Raw genomic sequence first — 16,082 nt, forward strand, 5'->3', positions numbered from 1 at the left:
CTGGTCAGTGAACGCGGCGACCCTGTTTTGGCCCAGTGGCAATACGGTCTGGGCCGTGCGGTAGCCTACACCACCGATGCCGGAGGACGCTGGAGTGAACCCTGGGTCAGGTGGTCTGGATTCAACCGTTTATGGTCCAATATTATTTCCTGGTCTCTGCCTCGAACCGACAAGGAGGGGGACTTATCCCTGGAATTAAATATAACCGGAACCCATGGCAGGATACGGGTGGACAGCCGCAGCTACAACCCAAGCGAAAACCTGCGGGCAGTGGTAACCAAGCCCGATTTAACCCGCCAGGAGATTAATCTGCAGGCTAGTGCCCCCGGAACCTATGCCGCCAGCTTTAAGGCGCGCCAGCCGGGAGTCTATATGGCCAGTATTCTGCGCAGCGGTCACGAAAATGTAAGCGCCGCCAGCGGCGCCGCCGCTATTCCCTATTCCCCGGAATATCGTTACAGCGGGGCGGATATAAGTTTCCTGTCCGGGTTGACCCATGCCGGGGGAGGAACCCTCATTGACAAACCCGCAGATGCTTTTGCCGACAACCTGCCGCCCGCCTATGGAGGCATCGAACTCTGGCCCTGGTTTTTACTGGCCGCAGCCTTGCTCCTGCCTATGGATATCGCCGCACGTCGTCTGGTTTTTACGTGGCTGGATGTGCAGATGATGTGGAGAAGGTTGGCAAGGAAAGCTGCAGAGGATGAAAACGAAGCCGCGCCTACTATCAGCCGCCTGCGTTCACGCAAGGATGCGTTGGAAGAGGCCCGCGGGCAAAAATACCAACCTGTAATTAATCGGGATTCCGAAAACGCTGCTGCCAAAGATGCAAGCGGTTCTGATCATACTGCCGGTTATGCGGCGCCTTCCTCTTCACTTAAACAAAAGACCAAACCGCCCGCCGCCTCAAAACAGGAAAACATTTCCCGGCTCTTAGAGGCCCGCAGGAATAAACATGATTAAATCTGCGTGTTATTCATGTTTAACTTGCTATTAACATGACAGGCAGGACTGAAAAGGATATAATACATCTTAACGTAAAACTGAGTCCCAAAGCTTAGTTTTTATTAATTCCGGAAGGTGATACTGTGAAAATGTGGGGCGGCCGTTTCAGCCGTGAAAGCGATAAACTAACGGAAGACTTTAATGCCTCCGTATCATTTGACCAGCGCATGTTCAGGCAGGATATCGCCGGGAGCGTGGCCCATGCCCGTATGCTGGCCCGGCAGGGGATAATCAGCGAAGCCGAAAAGGATTTAATCATCAGGGGCCTGAGTGAAATACGCCAGGAACTGGAGGAAGGCAAACTCCAGTTTACCGTAGAAGCTGAAGACGTGCATATGAACATCGAAACCTTCCTGACCGCAAAAATAGGCGATGTGGGCAAGAAGCTGCACACTGCCCGCAGCCGCAACGACCAGGTGGCTTTGGACCTGCGCCTCTACCTGCGTGATGAAATATCAGCCGTACGTGATCTGCTGCTTAATGTGCAGGAAGTATTGCTGGGACTGGCCCGCGAACACACCACTACGATAATGCCGGGATATACCCATTTGCAGAAGGCCCAGCCTGTAACCCTGGCCCATCATCTCCTGGCTTACTTTGAGATGCTGCGCCGCGACCTGGGACGATTGGACGACTGCAAAAAGCGATTGGACAGCATGCCCTTGGGGTCTGGAGCCCTGGCTGGCACCGGTTTTCCCCTGGACCGTGATTATGTAAAAGAGGAACTGGGCTTTACCCAAATTACCCGCAACAGTCTGGATGCGGTCAGTGACCGCGATTTTGCCCTGGAATTCATGAGCTTCGCCAGCATCATGATGATGCATCTCTCCCGTTTTTCCGAGGAACTTATACTCTGGTCCACCGAAGAGTTTTCCTTTGTGGAACTGGATGATGCCTTCACCACCGGTTCAAGCATCATGCCCCAGAAGAAAAACCCTGATTTGGCTGAACTGGTGCGGGGCAAAACCGGCAGGGTATATGGCGATCTGATTACTCTGCTGGTAGTTATGAAATCCCTGCCTCTGGCATATAACAAGGACATGCAGGAAGATAAGGAGGCTCTGTTTGACGCGGTTGATACGGTGAAAAAGTGTCTCATGGTTTTCGCGCCTATGCTGCAGACCGCCAGTTTTAAAACCGCAGCAATGGCATCAGCCGCACGGGGCGGCTTTACCAATGCCACTGACCTGGCTGATTACCTGGTGCAGAAAGGCCTGCCCTTCCGAGACGCCCATGCGGTAGTAGGCAGGGCTGTTTTGTATTGTATTGAACATAAAATTGACTTGGAGCAGCTCGATTTATCTTTGTACCGTGATTTTTCCCAGTTAATCGACGAAGACATCTACCATTACCTGGATGTAAACCGCTGTGTGGAACGCCGCCGGGTGCCGGGCGGACCGGCTCCCGAAACTGCAGAAGCAGCTGCGGGAAGCTGAAGACTGGTTAAGGAGGATGCGTTAATGTTGAAAATAAGCAAGTTCAGCCAGATTAACGGCAAGGCTGATGAAGACGAAGTGCTGGCATGGGTCGACAGTTATTTTTATAACCTGATGAATATATTCAGTGCCTTTTTTGCCAAAATCGAAGTGGCGGAAACTATCAGCCGTATAGAGTGCATACCGTTTGACGAACTGGTCAGACAGGAACTGGAGGACGAGGGCGAGGAAACCATAGTCCTGGCCGTAAACCGCATTATGGAAATGGTCGCCATTGAAATGGAAATGATGCGCTCTTATTTAGACTAGGCGTAAAAACATGAGCCAGAATAAACAGAATATGATGGCAAAACATTACGGGTTGAATATAGTAAAACATGCGGCGGAAGCTGCTTTTGATAGCCAAACTATTCGAGAGAGGATTATTTATGGAAAAATGCAGTATGTGTTCCAAACAGTTTCCTGAGGCTACCATGAAAAAGATGGTGCAGATCATAGACAGAAAAGCCTATGCCCAGAATATTTGTCCGGCCTGCCAGCATTTGGCCGTAAACAACCCTAACTATTATTATGCAGCCACTAATTTTTCGCCCAATGATATCTCCCATAGTGAAGAATGGGCCAGGGTAATCGAAGAAGCTCACAGGTATCAGGTCCCGCCGCAGATATTGCACGAATTGATTAAGACCTTCGGTAAAACCAAAGAAAAAATGAAGAAGGGTTAACATGAATCAAGGGGACAACATTAATCAAGGGGACCATGAATCAAGGGGACGGTTCTCTTGACACCACACCCTTGACTCAAAACCCCTCCTTGACGCCTGCCCCTTATCCTGCTATCATCTATGTGTCAATTTCATAAGCCGATGTGGCTCAGTGGCAGAGCAGCTGATTCGTAATCAGCAGGTCGCGGTTCGAATCCGCCCATCGGCTCCACTTTAAAACCCATAACCACGCGCTTTGCGTGGTTTTCGTTTTTCCTGAGAAAATCCATTTTTACCCGGTCGTCGCCAAATCGTCGCCATAATTATGTAGAATTAGTTTGTTTAACATTAATAAAATAAATATGTTTTCTATATGGGTAAAGATGGCAACTATTTAGCCCCCTAACCGACTTGGACAAAGTATCTTAATCTTGTACCTTTTAAACAGGAGGGGGCAAAATGCAACGCAAAAAGTACTCACAAGAATTTAAGGATCAAATGGTTAAAGAAATTATTTTTAGTATATACCATCTATTGACATAATGATCCATTATTAATATAATTAAGCAAACTTGTGGGCGATTTTGTCCAGTAAGTTCCCAGTATCTTCTCAAATGTAGATGTGGAAGTAATACATGACATTGGGTATTGTATAATTCTGTATTTCTGCATTTGAGGAAATACAGAATTTTTATTTTGTAAAGGAGATGTGGGTTATGTCAGAATACCAATTAAAAGCAAAGTCATTTAAAAAGATGGAGGATCCGGTTAACAAAGAAGGTCATATTAAATATGTTTGTTACGTTAAGGCAAACAGCATACCTGATGATTTAGAAAATTGGATGTCTACAAATCCTAGAGAACAAAAAATGACTACTAACGTAGCCAAAAGTATTCAAGCAAGCCTGGAGGAAAAGCCGGATTTCCATGAACTGAACAGAGGAATACTTATGTCAGTTGAGGAAGTTACTTTTGATACAAAGGATGGGACGGTAACCATCGAAATGGATGATCCTGATAAACATGGAAATATTGACGGTGGACATACTTTACGAGCAGTGCTTAATGCGAAAAACAAAGGTACTCTTTCTAATGAGAGATATGTTTTTTTGAGTTTCTTACAGGAATTGAATCGCCGGTTGAACTTGCTGCAGCTCGAAATACGTCAGTGCAGGTTGATCTGAAATCAATTGAAGAACTAAGGGATAGTTTTGAAGTAATTAAAGAGGTTTTGAAGGATCAACCATTTGCAAATCGCGTAGCGTACAAAATGAATGAGGAATTTAATGGGAAAGTTACAATTGATGTAAGAGAAATTATCACCATCCTAAATATGTTTAATCAGGCCTTATATCCAATCAAATCCAAAGAAGGCGGGTTGTTAGAAACTCAACCAATCCAAAGTTACACAGGAAAAGAAGCGAGCTTGCGGAAATTTCTCAACCTAGGCAAGGATAATCGGGAACAGATAATTATTAACATGAAACCGATTATTGGCGATATTTTTAGATTGTGGGATTGTGTTGAACGGAATTTTGGTATTGTTGCACATAGATCTGGAAGAAGATATGGCACAAGAAAATATTCAAAATTTGATAACAATAATGTTGTAGGCAAGGCATTATTTTCAGAAGAAGATTTGAAATATATAGTTCCAAAGGGGATTATTTATCCAATAGTATCATCGTTTAGAGCTTTGATATATATAGATGAAAAAACAAATAAGTATTGCTGGAGAAAGGATCCATTGGAAGCGTGGGAAACTCTTGGGATGAAACTTGTCAATATAGTATTAGATGAGAAAAGCGATAATCCTGAAATGCTTGGCAAGAATAACAATCTATGGAGTAATCTGTTTAAAGAGGTGCTAATTTATGGTTATAATATCGGTTAAGACCCTAAGCGTATAAACATTATTAGGTAAAAACCGGATGGTATTAGTCTGAACCATTCGGTTTTTTGCCTAAAAATACTTAATTGAGTTTTTTACATACCAAAAAGCCCTGAAAAAATGGGGAATGTATAAGATAAAAAAAGGACTTCACCCCCATATTTGCCGAATTTATAAGGTGACTAAACAAATAAACCAAACAAACAGGAGGAGGAAGTCACCTATGAATATTCGGCAAGGATGCGTTTTTTCCTTTGAGGATGCAATAAAAATGCAACCTCGGTCTCGTTTAGAGGTAATTTTGGCTACCCTTGATTTTAAAGTAATCATTGAAGCTCTTTCTAAAGATGATAAAGAACAACATAAAGGGCCAAATGGATATTCTCTTGAGAGCAAACTTAATTCATTGATTGCCATGAGAGTTTACAACATGGACACTTTTACTGAACTAGTAGATCGTCTTACCCAAGACCCGGTTCTTAGATATCAATGTGGTTTCGAAGTATTTGGCAGAGTGCCCAGCATAGCTACTTTTAGCCGGTTCTATTGCCGATTGACTGAATCGGGAGCATTGCATGAGCTATTTAAGCAGTAAACCCCAGTATTATCTTATGGATGCCGGTTATGATCACAAGGCAATATATGAAATAGTCCGTAAGGATTACAAGGCTCAGGCCATAATACCGCTAAACCACCGGGGAGCCAAAGAGCCCCCAGAAGGTTTGGATTGGGATGCAACCCCCATATGTTCTGCGGGATACCGCATGGTATATTGGGGCGGCAGCAAGGGAGTCAACAAGTTCCGTTGCCCGCATATTATGGGCAAATGTGATTGTCCCTTTGGGTCGTCCTGGTGCTCAGACAGCAATTATGGGATGGTCATTAAAACCAGAGCCAGACAAGACCCCAGGCTATTTTGTACCCCGCACCGGGGCACTACTAACTGGCAAAGTCTATACAACAAGAGAACCTGTGTAGAACGATCCGCCAGCTCGTCCCCTCAGGACAGCTGCGCGCCCTCCGGAAATTACCCCTATCCCACTTCCGGCAATGCCCGGACCCGGTACCCGGTTGCTGGCACCGGGGATGGATGTGCCAGCCGGTTCCGGTCATAGCCTTCCGTTCAGTGCCCGGGACACCCTGCCCATCGCTGACGCAGATGCGTGCCTGGCTACATAGGAGCCTTAGCACAGGGGGCAGCGTGTCCTCGCTGATGGTTTTTTTCTTGTGTAGTTTAGTGGAGCGATTATGGTCCTCGTCGCATTAGTACCAGTAATAAGATATACTGGTTATTATTAGAACCACAATTTGCTTTATGTATGAATAGGAGTATACGTATGAAAGTAATTTATAAAATTACTTACCCCAACGGCAAAATTTATATTGGTAAAGACCTAACTGATAGTATCAATTATTTTGGGAGCGCAAACAGTGAATTAATTGCAAAAGACTTTACAAGAGAAGAGAGACGGGATTTTTCAATCCGAAAAGAAATATTGTGGGAGTCTGAGACTGCTACAGATAAAGAGGTTAGCCTGAAAGAGATTGAATATATCAGGTATTATGAATCGAATAATCCAAGTATTGGCTATAACCAATGGCCCAAATTGACTAACCTTGATAACTAAGTTGAATATGCGCCCTATTAAGAAGACGAATATCCGGGCTTGGTTCCGCTGCACTGCGGCCTGGACTGGTCCCGTCCCTGGGGCAGACATCCCTTTTTTGGCGACGGCATACCGGGGATGGGATATTGGGTTAGCCATCGCACTGATTATCATACCACCCCTGGTCCACCCGGTCAGACGGCCCGGTGTAAGCGGTAAAATAAAAGGGAGAAAAAATGGCCACTAAAAACGGAGAATATTTACCATAATGTTCCAAACCAGCTAAAATTGTAGGGCAAAAAACTACAATTTAGCAAGGAGAGGAACCGGGTGAAGGGGTGGCCGATGTATCAAGAATTACAGCAGTTAAAGGAGATGGGGCTTAACAAATCACAAGTTCAACGTAAGTTAAGCATAAATTGGAAAACAGTTGACCGTTACTGGGAGGTGATGCCGGACGAATTTGCTGAGATAAGGCGTAATAACAAAAGAACCAGAAAACTTAAAAAATACGAAGACCAAAATGTGAAATGGTTGCAGGAACATCCGGACATGTCATCAGCACAAATACATGATTGGCTGAAAGAGCATTATCCAGATTATCAGGGAAGGGAGCGAACGCTTAGACGATATGTGAGCACGTACCCAGCATAACATTAAAAAACCCATTATACAGCGCCAATACCAGGCAGTAGACGAGCTGTCCATGCTTATCAGGCCCAAATAGATTTAGGTTTTACTACCCTGGTAAATACACAGGGCCAAAAAGTAAAACTGACCGGATTCGGCTTTGTCCTTTCACACAGCCGCTACAAATATATTGAATGGGAAGACAAGCCACTTACCACAGCCAGGTTCATACATATGCATTATCAGGCATTTGAATTTATGGGAGGGGTGCCGGAAGAAATAGTATACGATCAGGACAGGCTCCTGGCCATTAATGAAAACTTTGGCGATGTCATATTCACGGCTGAATTTGAGATATTCCGGCAGCAGATGGGGTTTAAGGTATATCTGTGCCGCAAAAATGATCCGGAAACCAAGGGCAAAATTGAGGCGGTTATCAAATATGCCAAAAGCAATTACGCCAGGCACCGGATATTTGACAACATTCAAGCATTTAACCAGGGGTGTATAGAATGGTTAAACAGAACAGCCAACGCCAATATACATGGCACAACAAAAAGGGTACCGGCAGAAGTGTTTAAGGAAGAACAAAAACACTTAAAGCCGATACCGACGATAATTAATCAACCTGAAGAAATTGTAACAAGACAGGTGCGCAAAGACAATACCATATGGTACAACAGCAACCGGTATACTTTGCCCCTGGGTACTTATCAACCGGAAAGAGAAGTGATGATTAAAGAAGAACACGGTATATTAATGATTGAAACCGGCTGCCAGATGGCCAGCCATAAAATATCACTTGATAAAGGCAGGCTTATCAGCAACAACAATCACAAGCGGGACCATTCTGCCAGGATAGCAGAAATCTATCAAGATACCCTGGCCAGTATGGGAGGAAGCGAAATAGCAGCCGCTTTCCTGGATGGAATTCATAGAGAAAAACCCCGATATATTCGTGACCAGTATAATCATGTTATACGAACGATTACAAATTACTCTGCGGAAATAATATCCCAGGCATTAGATTATTGCGTGGAAAGGAGAATATTTAGCGCCGTAGAATTCAAAACCGCCCTGGAGTATTTTGCCGGGCAACAAAACAGCAGCCCGGTAGAATCTGTACATGATACATCTGTCATACCTCATGCCTATCGGATAAAAACTGAAGTCAGAAATATTGGCGAATACGCCGCTATTTATGGAGGTATGAGCATTGAACAAGGGAAGCCATTTGAGGAGTCTCAACCTTTCCTGGTGCAGAGATAACCTGGATCATGCCCTGCAAAGCGCAAGCAGTACCGATATATCCTATCTGGAATTCCTTAACCGGCTGCTGCGGGGAGAGATAAACTACCGGGAAAAAAGGGCCGAGGAGCGCCGGATGAAGATGGCAGGCTTTCCCTTTATCAAAACCATAAATGAATTCGATTTTGCCTTTCAGCGTTCCATTACCCGCAAACAACTCAATCAATTGCTGGATATGCAGTGGATTGAGAAGTTCTACAATCTGATTTTCCTTGGACCTCCGGGAGTCGGCAAAACCCATTTGGCTGCAGCCATCGGGCTTGAAGCTGTGAAGAAGGGGTACAAGGTAAGCTTTACCAATATGGATGATTTAATCAAACATCTTAAACTGGAAACCACTTCAGCCCGGAGCCGCCAGAGGGTAAAGCGGATCATGGCCTCAGATTTGGTAGTAATTGACGAGATAGGTTTTGTCCCAATTTCAAGGCAGGAAGCTAATCTGTTCTTTCAATTAATATCGGCACTTTATGAACAGACCGCCCTCATAATAACTTCAAACAAGGGCTTTGAAGAATGGGCAGAATTAATGGGAGACCCGGTTATTACCACAGCAATTCTGGATCGAATCGCTCATCACAGTGAGATATTCAACCTGACCGGTGATAGTTACCGTCTTAAACATCGAGACTCTATACTAAGACAGTAGTCCTATGGAAAATTAATGGCCAAAATTTCTCCAAAATACTTGACCGATTACATTATTCCGCATGCCAATGAACCAACAGGAACTTGTAGCACATGTATCAGAAGTAGGAGCGGGCAAAAGCCGGAATAGGTTGCCTAAGGGTCTCGGGAATATCCTCGTGATGAAGGCAAGTCAAGAAGTGGCTTTCTAAAAAATTAATTGTGATCAAAGCGTTATCACGCGTGTGTCACGCGCGCGTGACAGCATGTAACGTATCGCGTGAGGTTATTTCTTAAAGGATTGGGTTCTTCAAAAGAGAATCACCGTAGATTTATTAAGAAGAACCTTAAGAAGAAGATTTTAAAAGATGATTATAGCCAAATGACTATATAATGGGATTAAACGCCTTGCGATGTTCTTCTTAATTTACCAGAGTAGATCTATGGGGATGACAACAAATTGTCACTAAAATTGACTATGATATAGGGGAGGAATCCTTTATCTATCCTATTATTAAAATAGACGACTGGCAGGAAAACCTATTGGTCCAGGCTAGTGGTACCAGACAGAAGAAATGGATGGAGAACCCAGATACTGGAGAACAGGTTCTGGTAAAGTGGCCCAATTATGGCTCGGGTGAGGTATACACAGAGAAAATTTGTAGTGAACTGGGTAGATTGTGTAATATACCGATCATGCGGGTAGATATAGGATGCTGCGGGGAAGTGCCAGTGATCCTGGCCTATAATTTTCTTCTCCCTGGTGAAGAATTAATAGAGGGCGGCGACTTCTTTGAAGACTATCAGGCTGATTCGGGTAAACCGAGTTTGCCACCGGAATATACATTTCAAAGGATTAGAACTATTGTTGAACCTTACGGCTTGTTGCCTGACCTGCTGAATATGATGGTCTTTGATGCCTTGGTGGCCAACTCAGACCGGCACCAGGATAACTGGGGCTTATGTTTTAAGGAAACCCAGGTTCGCTTTGCTCCGTTGTATGATCACGGTTCTTCTTTGGACTGGAATTCTAATGAGGATAAAGTGAGAAAAAGAATGCTCGACAATCGAATGTACTGGGGTTTTATCAACCAGGGCAAAAGTATGATACAGCTGGAAGCAGGCCATAAAATAAACCACTGTAACTTGATGACCGGGATTGCAGCGCAAACCAGTGTGGAGTTGAGGAATAGTATAAGGAAGATTAGTGCTTTGAACGAAGGTTCAATATCGAGTATTATCCAAGGTATACCCAGTGTTATAATGAGTGATATAAGGAAAGAATTTGTGATCCGGTTATTATTAGACCGCAAGGCGTGTATCGAAAGGCTGGTGAGTTAGATGACAGCTGAAAAGGATATTTTATTATGGCTGGTGTGGAAAGAACCCCAGAGCAGGCAGCGCTATGTAGTGGGGAAACTGTGGTTTGAAAATGAATATAAATTCAGATACATCACTTCTTCAGAGGATTGTGCCCAGGGAATCAACCATTGTGGAGTAGATCGGGCAGAGAAACTAGGGTTTGCTCGCCTGGTGCCTTTCCCAGAAATGCAGGTCTATTCTAACACTAAGCTCTTTTATATTTTTGAGCGGCGTCTTCCTAATCGCAAACGCCCGGATTTCGCTAAATTAGCAGATGAGCTGGGGCTTGCGAAAAACTGCACGTCCTTGGAATTGCTGCAGGCCACCGGTGGACGACTGGCGACAGACACCATGGAATTCGTAACGCCGTTTATCTTTTCCCGTGATGGTGCTTTTGACATTGATTTTAATGTTGCCGGCTGGAGGCACTACAAGGGAGAGCAAGCTATGGGCGAGTTATCTGTCGGGACCCTGATCCAACTGGTCCTGGAACCGGATAATAAATACGACCCCTATGCAATTCAGGTTAGAAGTCCGAGTGATATTATGTTGGGCTATGTGCCGGTTTATTATAGCCGGTACCTGGATGAAGTTGTACGTTCTGGAGAGTATGAAGCACGGGTATTGAGAATTGGCCCCCCCGAAGACGCGCAGATTCGCTTAACCGTTAAGGTAAAGGGTTGGGCCCCTTATCTGGCTCAGGTAGTGGAGGAATTGGGTCGGCGGAAGAAAGCAACACTGTAGCAGATACTGGGGGCTGTAGTTTTGCATGCTAAATTTCCAGGACGATTGCAGAATCCAGCGATATGAAAGACGGAAAAATAAAGTGCTAATGTGCAAAATAGCTGGATTTACACATTAGCACAATAAAACGAAATAGTAAAAGATTACAACCCGACTTTAGAAGCAGCCATGCGAACCGCATCTTCATCCACCTATTGAAGCCCTTTCTGGCATCCATAAACCAGACTGGTGGAATCTTAAGCATAAGCCCAACCTCCCGGAACCATAAAATCAGTGCTGTTTTGCCTGAAGCGCCTTATGTAAAAAGTCATGATCTGGCGGTATAACCCTGAGTGCCTGAAACGAAGAAACCCTCTAAAGCTTCAAGGATTGAGATCTGGCAGCGTTGAAAACGTGGCAATAGAAAACTGGGCAACAAAGAGATGGTAACCCGACAGGAACGGCATAGATACCGGCAGATAACAATTCGGTACTCAGAATAACGAGTTAAAACATTACATACATAAAAACCATGACGATAAAGACGAACATTAGCGTGGCAGGCTGGACATTTGAGCAGTAAAGGAAAAATGATGTGATCACGACCTTGCTGGGCATATTTACGAGCCTATCTAATAAGTGTTACAGCTCAATCTGGTATTCGCCCACCCGTTCAAATCCCTATAGTTAATGTACTGAAACTGCGCGAGGAGAAGGCGAGATTAAGCAGTAATGACAATCAGTCCGAGAAATAAGGTGTGATCAGCTAAGGAGGGCATCCATCTTGGTAGCATCTATGGCAATGGAATTAGTATCAAGAAGATCCATGCTTTCAGCTTGTTGTACTTGTTGCTTGAATAGCTCATGCAATGCTCCCGATTCAGTCAATCGGCAATAGAACCGGCTAAAAGTAGCTATGCTGGGCACTCTGCCAAATACTTCGAAACCATATTGATATCTAAGAACCGGGTCCTGGGTAAGACGCTCTACTAGTTCAGTAAAAGTGTCCATGTTGTAAACTCTCATGGTAATCAATGAATTAAGTTTGCTCTCAAGAGAATATCCATTTGGCCCTTTATGTTGTTCTTTATCATCTTTAGAAAGGGCTTCAATGATTACAAACGGTATCCAGATGAAATTGTCCCTGAAATGCCAACTCAAATAGATGACATCAATGAAAAATAAAATAATGAATGGAGAATTTTATAATAATGGTGTCCATTTGGTATCCCAATTTGCAATTTGAGGCACAGAGGGGCGTTTTACAATTTTTGACCGAGGTTACAGGCAATCCGGCAACATATTAGCAGCAATGAAAGCCGGGAAATAAATAACTTTAATGTTTTTCTTCACAACTATAGGGCGTTGAATTAAGGCTTTATGGTATATATGCCAATATTAAAGGATATTCCCAGGAACAGTTTTATTACAGTAACACTATTAATAGTTGTGCCATAAACTGTTATGAAGATTAAGGATTAATAACGGGTGTTATTAAGAAAGGGGAAAAAGTTTATGGCGCATTGGCTGTTATGCCAGTCTTGCAAACAGTGGAGCAAATGGGATACTTCACTGTCAAATGACAAGGTTTGTCCGTTCTGCAATAATGTGTTTACTGCAGTAAAACCCTTGAATAAACCGGAAGTTGAAACAGGAAGTGCTCAGATGGCGCAAGAGGAACAGGAATCCGTACAGATAACGGAAACTGATGAAATGTCGTCAGCATCGGATAAGGAAGAAGGGAATCTAAATCCTGTCGTATCGGAGGTAAAGGAAGAAAGAGAGGCAGCGCAGGAGCTGGAAAATACCAAAACAGCAGAGGTTTTACAACAAGAGGGAATGATCGAAGCACCAGACTCAGAGACTGAGGAAAACCTGGAGAACCGTGAGACAATTGAGAGTGAGGGTTTAGCTGAAGATGCAGGCACATCACAGCCTTTGGCTAAAACACAATTTGATGATGAGGAATCCACCGCAGAACCACAAACATCTGATGTCGAAGAAAATCCCGCAACGGATAAAACAGTTGATGAACCAACGATAAAGCAGGATAAAACCCAGGCAAAAAAAAAAGAATCTGAGCGAACCCGTTTAACTGGAAACAGTCCGAAGAGATTATCTCAGGACCCGAAAAGAAGGGGTATGAACGCAGTTAAGATTAAAGTTTAAACCGGCCTTGCGGCTGCAAAATATGCAATTATAAGGAAATCCGCACTTTTTTGCGGGTTTCCTATTTTAATAGGGTGAAAACGACCTTAAAATGAGGATGTGTTCCTTCGCGTTGGGGGTTTGATATAATATCTCAAATGCAGTTATAAATAAACAATTTAGGATTAGGAAACCATATTTAATATGTGATAGAATTCGTCAATACAAAATAAAATGTAAGGTTGGATTTTTGGCAGGTATAAAAACAAGTGCGGCAATCATCCTGTGATTACGCGCGACCAATAGTACATTGGGGCTAAACCATACCGATGTTAATATAAACCAGGCAGTGGGATTACTCCGAATTTATGGATTGCAGGGGGTGAAAGGATTGCTGACCAGGGAAACCGTTGTTGATATGCCGGAAAAAGGACTGGTAATGGTGATTACCGGCAACGGCAAAGGCAAGACGACCGCGGCCTTCGGACAGGCGTTAAGGGCGCTGGGACAGGGCTTAAAGGTGTGCATGATTCAGTTTTTGAAAGGCCGCAAGTACGGGGAAATATTGGCTGCCCAGCAGTATCTTCCCGATGACTTTGTTTTTTACCAGTATGGATTGGACAGCTTTGTTATGAAGGGCAGCCCGGCTCCCATAGATGTGGAGCTGGCGCAAAAGGGTTTGGCCACGGCGCGAGAGATGATTAAGAGCGGAGAATTCGATATGGTTATCCTGGATGAGATAAATGTGGCGGTGGATTATGGATTGATCCCTGAACAGGAGCTCCTGGAGCTGATTCGGGACAAACCGCCCAAAGTGCATCTGATTTTGACCGGCCGTTATGCTGGGGATGCGGTACGGGAGGCCGCTGATATGGTAAGTGAGGTTACAGAAATAAAACATCATTACTATGCCGGGGTTAAAGAACAAGCCGGTATTGAGTTTTAAACCAGCGGCAGCGGATACGGATAAATTTGCGTCAATTAAGGCGGAATTTTGCATGTTATAGTTGGACCTCGTACCATTCCTTCCCGTCCGCAAGTACAGCGCAGTCCATTCTCTTAAGGCTGGCCTTGGGGAACCGGTCCAGAAGGAATGTTTTTTCTTCCGCGGATAGTCTTAATTCTCTGACCATGTTCCCATTAGTAAAGGATTCGGTCAAAAAGATTTCCAGTTGTTCGCGCTCTCTGCTGGTCATAAGTATGTCCTCCGTAAAATTCTCATATTGTGCGCAAATACCTCCTGTTTGCTGGTTATTGAATAAACCCCAGGTTGTTCTGACAATATAATCAAATTTCTGCATATATATTTGGAAATCCTTTTCGATTCACTAAAAAACACAAAATCGCCAGGCGGTTTTAAACGCTGTTAGGCCAAAGGTCGCCATACCAACTGACAAGTGATAGACTATAGGATAGCTGTGAGTGTATAATACAGTAGCTTATTGAGAACCTTTAATATATTAATCCGTTGCTTTGAGGTGATAGTTTTTGGCTTTGACACCGGAACAGGCACAGAAATATGAAAACTTTATTAAGTCGCATCCCAAGGGGCATTTTATGCAATCGCCCGGATGGGCCAGGGTGAAATCATTCTGGCAGAATGAAGTTATTACCGTTGAAGATGAAAACCAGGAAATAAAGGGATCACTGAGTGTTTTAATCCGCAAGATTCCCTTTATCCCGTGTACCATGATGTATTCTCCCCGGGGTCCGGTATGCGATCCCCATGATGAGGATACTATGAGGCAGCTATTGCAAAAGGCCAGGCTGCTGGCGAAAAAACACAAAAGTTATGCTTTAAAGTTTGACCCGGATATAGAAATCGAAGATACAGAATTTAAAAAAATGGTTGAGAAGCTGGGCTGCAAAGTCAGCGGGGGCATTAAGCCCTATGAAGGCATCCAGCCCCGTTTTGTTTTCCGGTTGTATATAAATAACCGTACCCCTGAGGAAGTAATGGCGAGTTTTCATCCCAAGACCAGGTATAATATCAGGCTGGCCCAGAAGCGGGGCGTAGAGATTAAGATCGGAACGCGCGAGGACCTGGAGGATTATCATAAACTGGCGGTGGAGACGGGCATTAGGGACAAGTTTATCATCAGAAGCCAGGCATATTATGAAAGCGTCTATGATAACCTGGGTCCGGAGCATGTCCGCATTTTTATGGCCTATTATGAGGGCAGGCCTATTGCCGGAACCGTGGCCATACTTTACGGCAATAAGTGCTGGTATCTTTACGGGGCCAGCAGCAATGAACACCGGAATCTTATGCCTAATTACTTATTGCAGTGGGAAATGATAAAACTGACGATTGAATCGGGCTGTGAAATATACGACTTTCGCGGGATAACCGGTGACCTCAGGGAAGATAATCCCCTCTACGGTTTGTACAAGTTCAAGAAGGGTTTCAATGGCAAGTACACCGAGTTTGTTGGCATGGTTGATTACGTTTTTAATCCCTTTATGTATATCTTTGTGGAAAACGGTATTGATGTATTCCGGGAGGCGCGGCGGCAGTGGTATATATTTAAAAACCTTCTGAAAAATCAAGGAGAAAAAGAGACTGCGCCTGACCCGGCATCGGAATAAAGGACTGTGCAGTTGTTCCTGGTTTTAAATAATAATCACTTCGGGCGCGCTGTCT

The 16,082-nt window shown here is 44.2% G+C and carries 18 protein-coding genes, 1 tRNA gene and 1 pseudogene; 18 read left to right on the top strand and 2 right to left on the bottom strand.

The genetic code is table 11. From position 1 onward, the window contains the following. The 15 genes and pseudogenes from JCM14374_RS09095 (at position 1) to JCM14374_RS09165 (ending at position 11,311) form a co-directional block, all read left to right on the top strand. Positions 1–963 (top strand): glutamine amidotransferase, encoded by a 963-nt coding sequence (locus JCM14374_RS09095; protein WP_242848940.1) that lies wholly within the window; start codon positions 1–3, stop codon positions 961–963. Positions 964–1,088: 125 nt separating this feature from the next. After that, entirely contained in the window at positions 1,089–2,441 is a 1,353-nt protein-coding gene (gene argH, locus JCM14374_RS09100) for an argininosuccinate lyase (protein WP_054696338.1), read from the top strand. Between the two features lie 24 nt (positions 2,442–2,465). Continuing rightward, a complete protein-coding gene (locus tag JCM14374_RS09105) occupies positions 2,466–2,750 on the top strand; it encodes a hypothetical protein (RefSeq protein WP_054696341.1) in 285 nt (94 codons plus the stop codon). 119 nt (positions 2,751–2,869) lie between these two features. Next, positions 2,870–3,166, top strand: a complete 297-nt coding sequence (locus JCM14374_RS09110; protein ID WP_054696344.1) for a hypothetical protein — start codon at positions 2,870–2,872, stop codon at positions 3,164–3,166. A 137-nt stretch (positions 3,167–3,303) separates the two neighbouring features. After that, a tRNA-Thr gene (locus JCM14374_RS09115) sits at positions 3,304–3,377 on the top strand. Positions 3,378–3,861: 484 nt separating this feature from the next. Then, positions 3,862–4,329 (top strand): AIPR family protein, encoded by a 468-nt coding sequence (locus JCM14374_RS15310; RefSeq protein WP_054696347.1) that lies wholly within the window; start codon positions 3,862–3,864, stop codon positions 4,327–4,329. Beyond that, positions 4,314–5,039 carry a hypothetical protein gene (locus tag JCM14374_RS09125; protein WP_054696353.1) on the top strand — a complete coding sequence of 242 codons (726 nt, stop codon included), beginning with the start codon at positions 4,314–4,316 and terminating at the stop codon, positions 5,037–5,039. The genes JCM14374_RS15310 and JCM14374_RS09125 overlap by 16 nt, the downstream gene beginning before the upstream one ends. Before the next feature lie 268 nt (positions 5,040–5,307). Next, positions 5,308–5,631, top strand: coding sequence for a transposase (locus JCM14374_RS16085; protein ID WP_242848934.1), 324 nt, complete (start codon positions 5,308–5,310; stop codon positions 5,629–5,631). After that, positions 5,624–6,019, top strand: a pseudogene (locus JCM14374_RS14750) (transposase); the annotation flags it as partial. The gene JCM14374_RS16085 and the pseudogene JCM14374_RS14750, both read left to right, overlap by 8 nt. A 354-nt stretch (positions 6,020–6,373) precedes the next feature. Beyond that, a complete protein-coding gene (locus JCM14374_RS09140; protein WP_054696362.1) occupies positions 6,374–6,664 on the top strand; it encodes a GIY-YIG nuclease family protein in 291 nt (96 codons plus the stop codon). A 309-nt stretch (positions 6,665–6,973) separates the two neighbouring features. Beyond that, entirely contained in the window at positions 6,974–7,297 is a 324-nt protein-coding gene (locus JCM14374_RS09145) for an integrase (protein ID WP_174876283.1), read from the top strand. 210 nt (positions 7,298–7,507) lie between these two features. Continuing rightward, on the top strand, positions 7,508–8,542 hold the full coding sequence (locus tag JCM14374_RS09150; RefSeq protein WP_054696365.1) for a transposase: 1,035 nt from the start codon (positions 7,508–7,510) through the stop codon (positions 8,540–8,542). Then, on the top strand, positions 8,490–9,227 hold the full coding sequence (istB, locus tag JCM14374_RS09155; protein ID WP_054696368.1) for an IS21-like element helper ATPase IstB: 738 nt from the start codon (positions 8,490–8,492) through the stop codon (positions 9,225–9,227). Before JCM14374_RS09150 ends, istB begins: the two co-directional genes overlap by 53 nt. A gap of 521 nt (positions 9,228–9,748) precedes the next feature. Continuing rightward, the gene (locus tag JCM14374_RS09160) at positions 9,749–10,546 is read left to right on the top strand and encodes a HipA domain-containing protein (protein WP_054696371.1); all 798 of its coding nucleotides are present in this window, start codon (positions 9,749–9,751) and stop codon (positions 10,544–10,546) included. Further along, the gene (locus tag JCM14374_RS09165; RefSeq protein WP_054696374.1) at positions 10,547–11,311 is read left to right on the top strand and encodes an HIRAN domain-containing protein; all 765 of its coding nucleotides are present in this window, start codon (positions 10,547–10,549) and stop codon (positions 11,309–11,311) included. Positions 11,312–12,052: 741 nt separating this feature from the next. Here the strand turns inward: JCM14374_RS09165 and JCM14374_RS09170 are convergent. Further along, positions 12,053–12,451, bottom strand: coding sequence for a transposase (locus JCM14374_RS09170; protein ID WP_054696377.1), 399 nt, complete (start codon positions 12,449–12,451; stop codon positions 12,053–12,055). A gap of 468 nt (positions 12,452–12,919) precedes the next feature. Between JCM14374_RS09170 and JCM14374_RS09175 the strand changes: the two genes are divergently transcribed. Together JCM14374_RS09175 and cobO are read left to right on the top strand one after the other, a co-directional pair. Beyond that, entirely contained in the window at positions 12,920–13,459 is a 540-nt protein-coding gene (locus JCM14374_RS09175; RefSeq protein ID WP_157049058.1) for a prolipoprotein diacylglyceryl transferase, read from the top strand. 370 nt (positions 13,460–13,829) lie between these two features. Further along, complete coding sequence (cobO, locus tag JCM14374_RS09180) at positions 13,830–14,384, top strand: cob(I)yrinic acid a,c-diamide adenosyltransferase (protein WP_439646072.1); 555 nt, start codon at positions 13,830–13,832, stop codon at positions 14,382–14,384. 55 nt (positions 14,385–14,439) lie between these two features. Here the strand turns inward: cobO and JCM14374_RS09185 are convergent, their stop codons facing one another. After that, on the bottom strand, positions 14,440–14,634 hold the full coding sequence (locus tag JCM14374_RS09185; RefSeq protein WP_054696383.1) for a hypothetical protein: 195 nt from the start codon (positions 14,632–14,634) through the stop codon (positions 14,440–14,442). A gap of 298 nt (positions 14,635–14,932) precedes the next feature. Between JCM14374_RS09185 and JCM14374_RS09190 the strand changes: the two genes are divergently transcribed. Then, positions 14,933–16,027, top strand: coding sequence for a lipid II:glycine glycyltransferase FemX (locus tag JCM14374_RS09190; protein WP_278279262.1), 1,095 nt, complete (start codon positions 14,933–14,935; stop codon positions 16,025–16,027). Positions 16,028–16,082 lie beyond the last annotated feature (55 nt).

It is taken from the genome of Syntrophomonas palmitatica JCM 14374 (assembly GCF_001311885.1).
Classification (GTDB): Bacteria; Bacillota; Syntrophomonadia; order Syntrophomonadales; family Syntrophomonadaceae; genus Syntrophomonas_A; species Syntrophomonas_A palmitatica.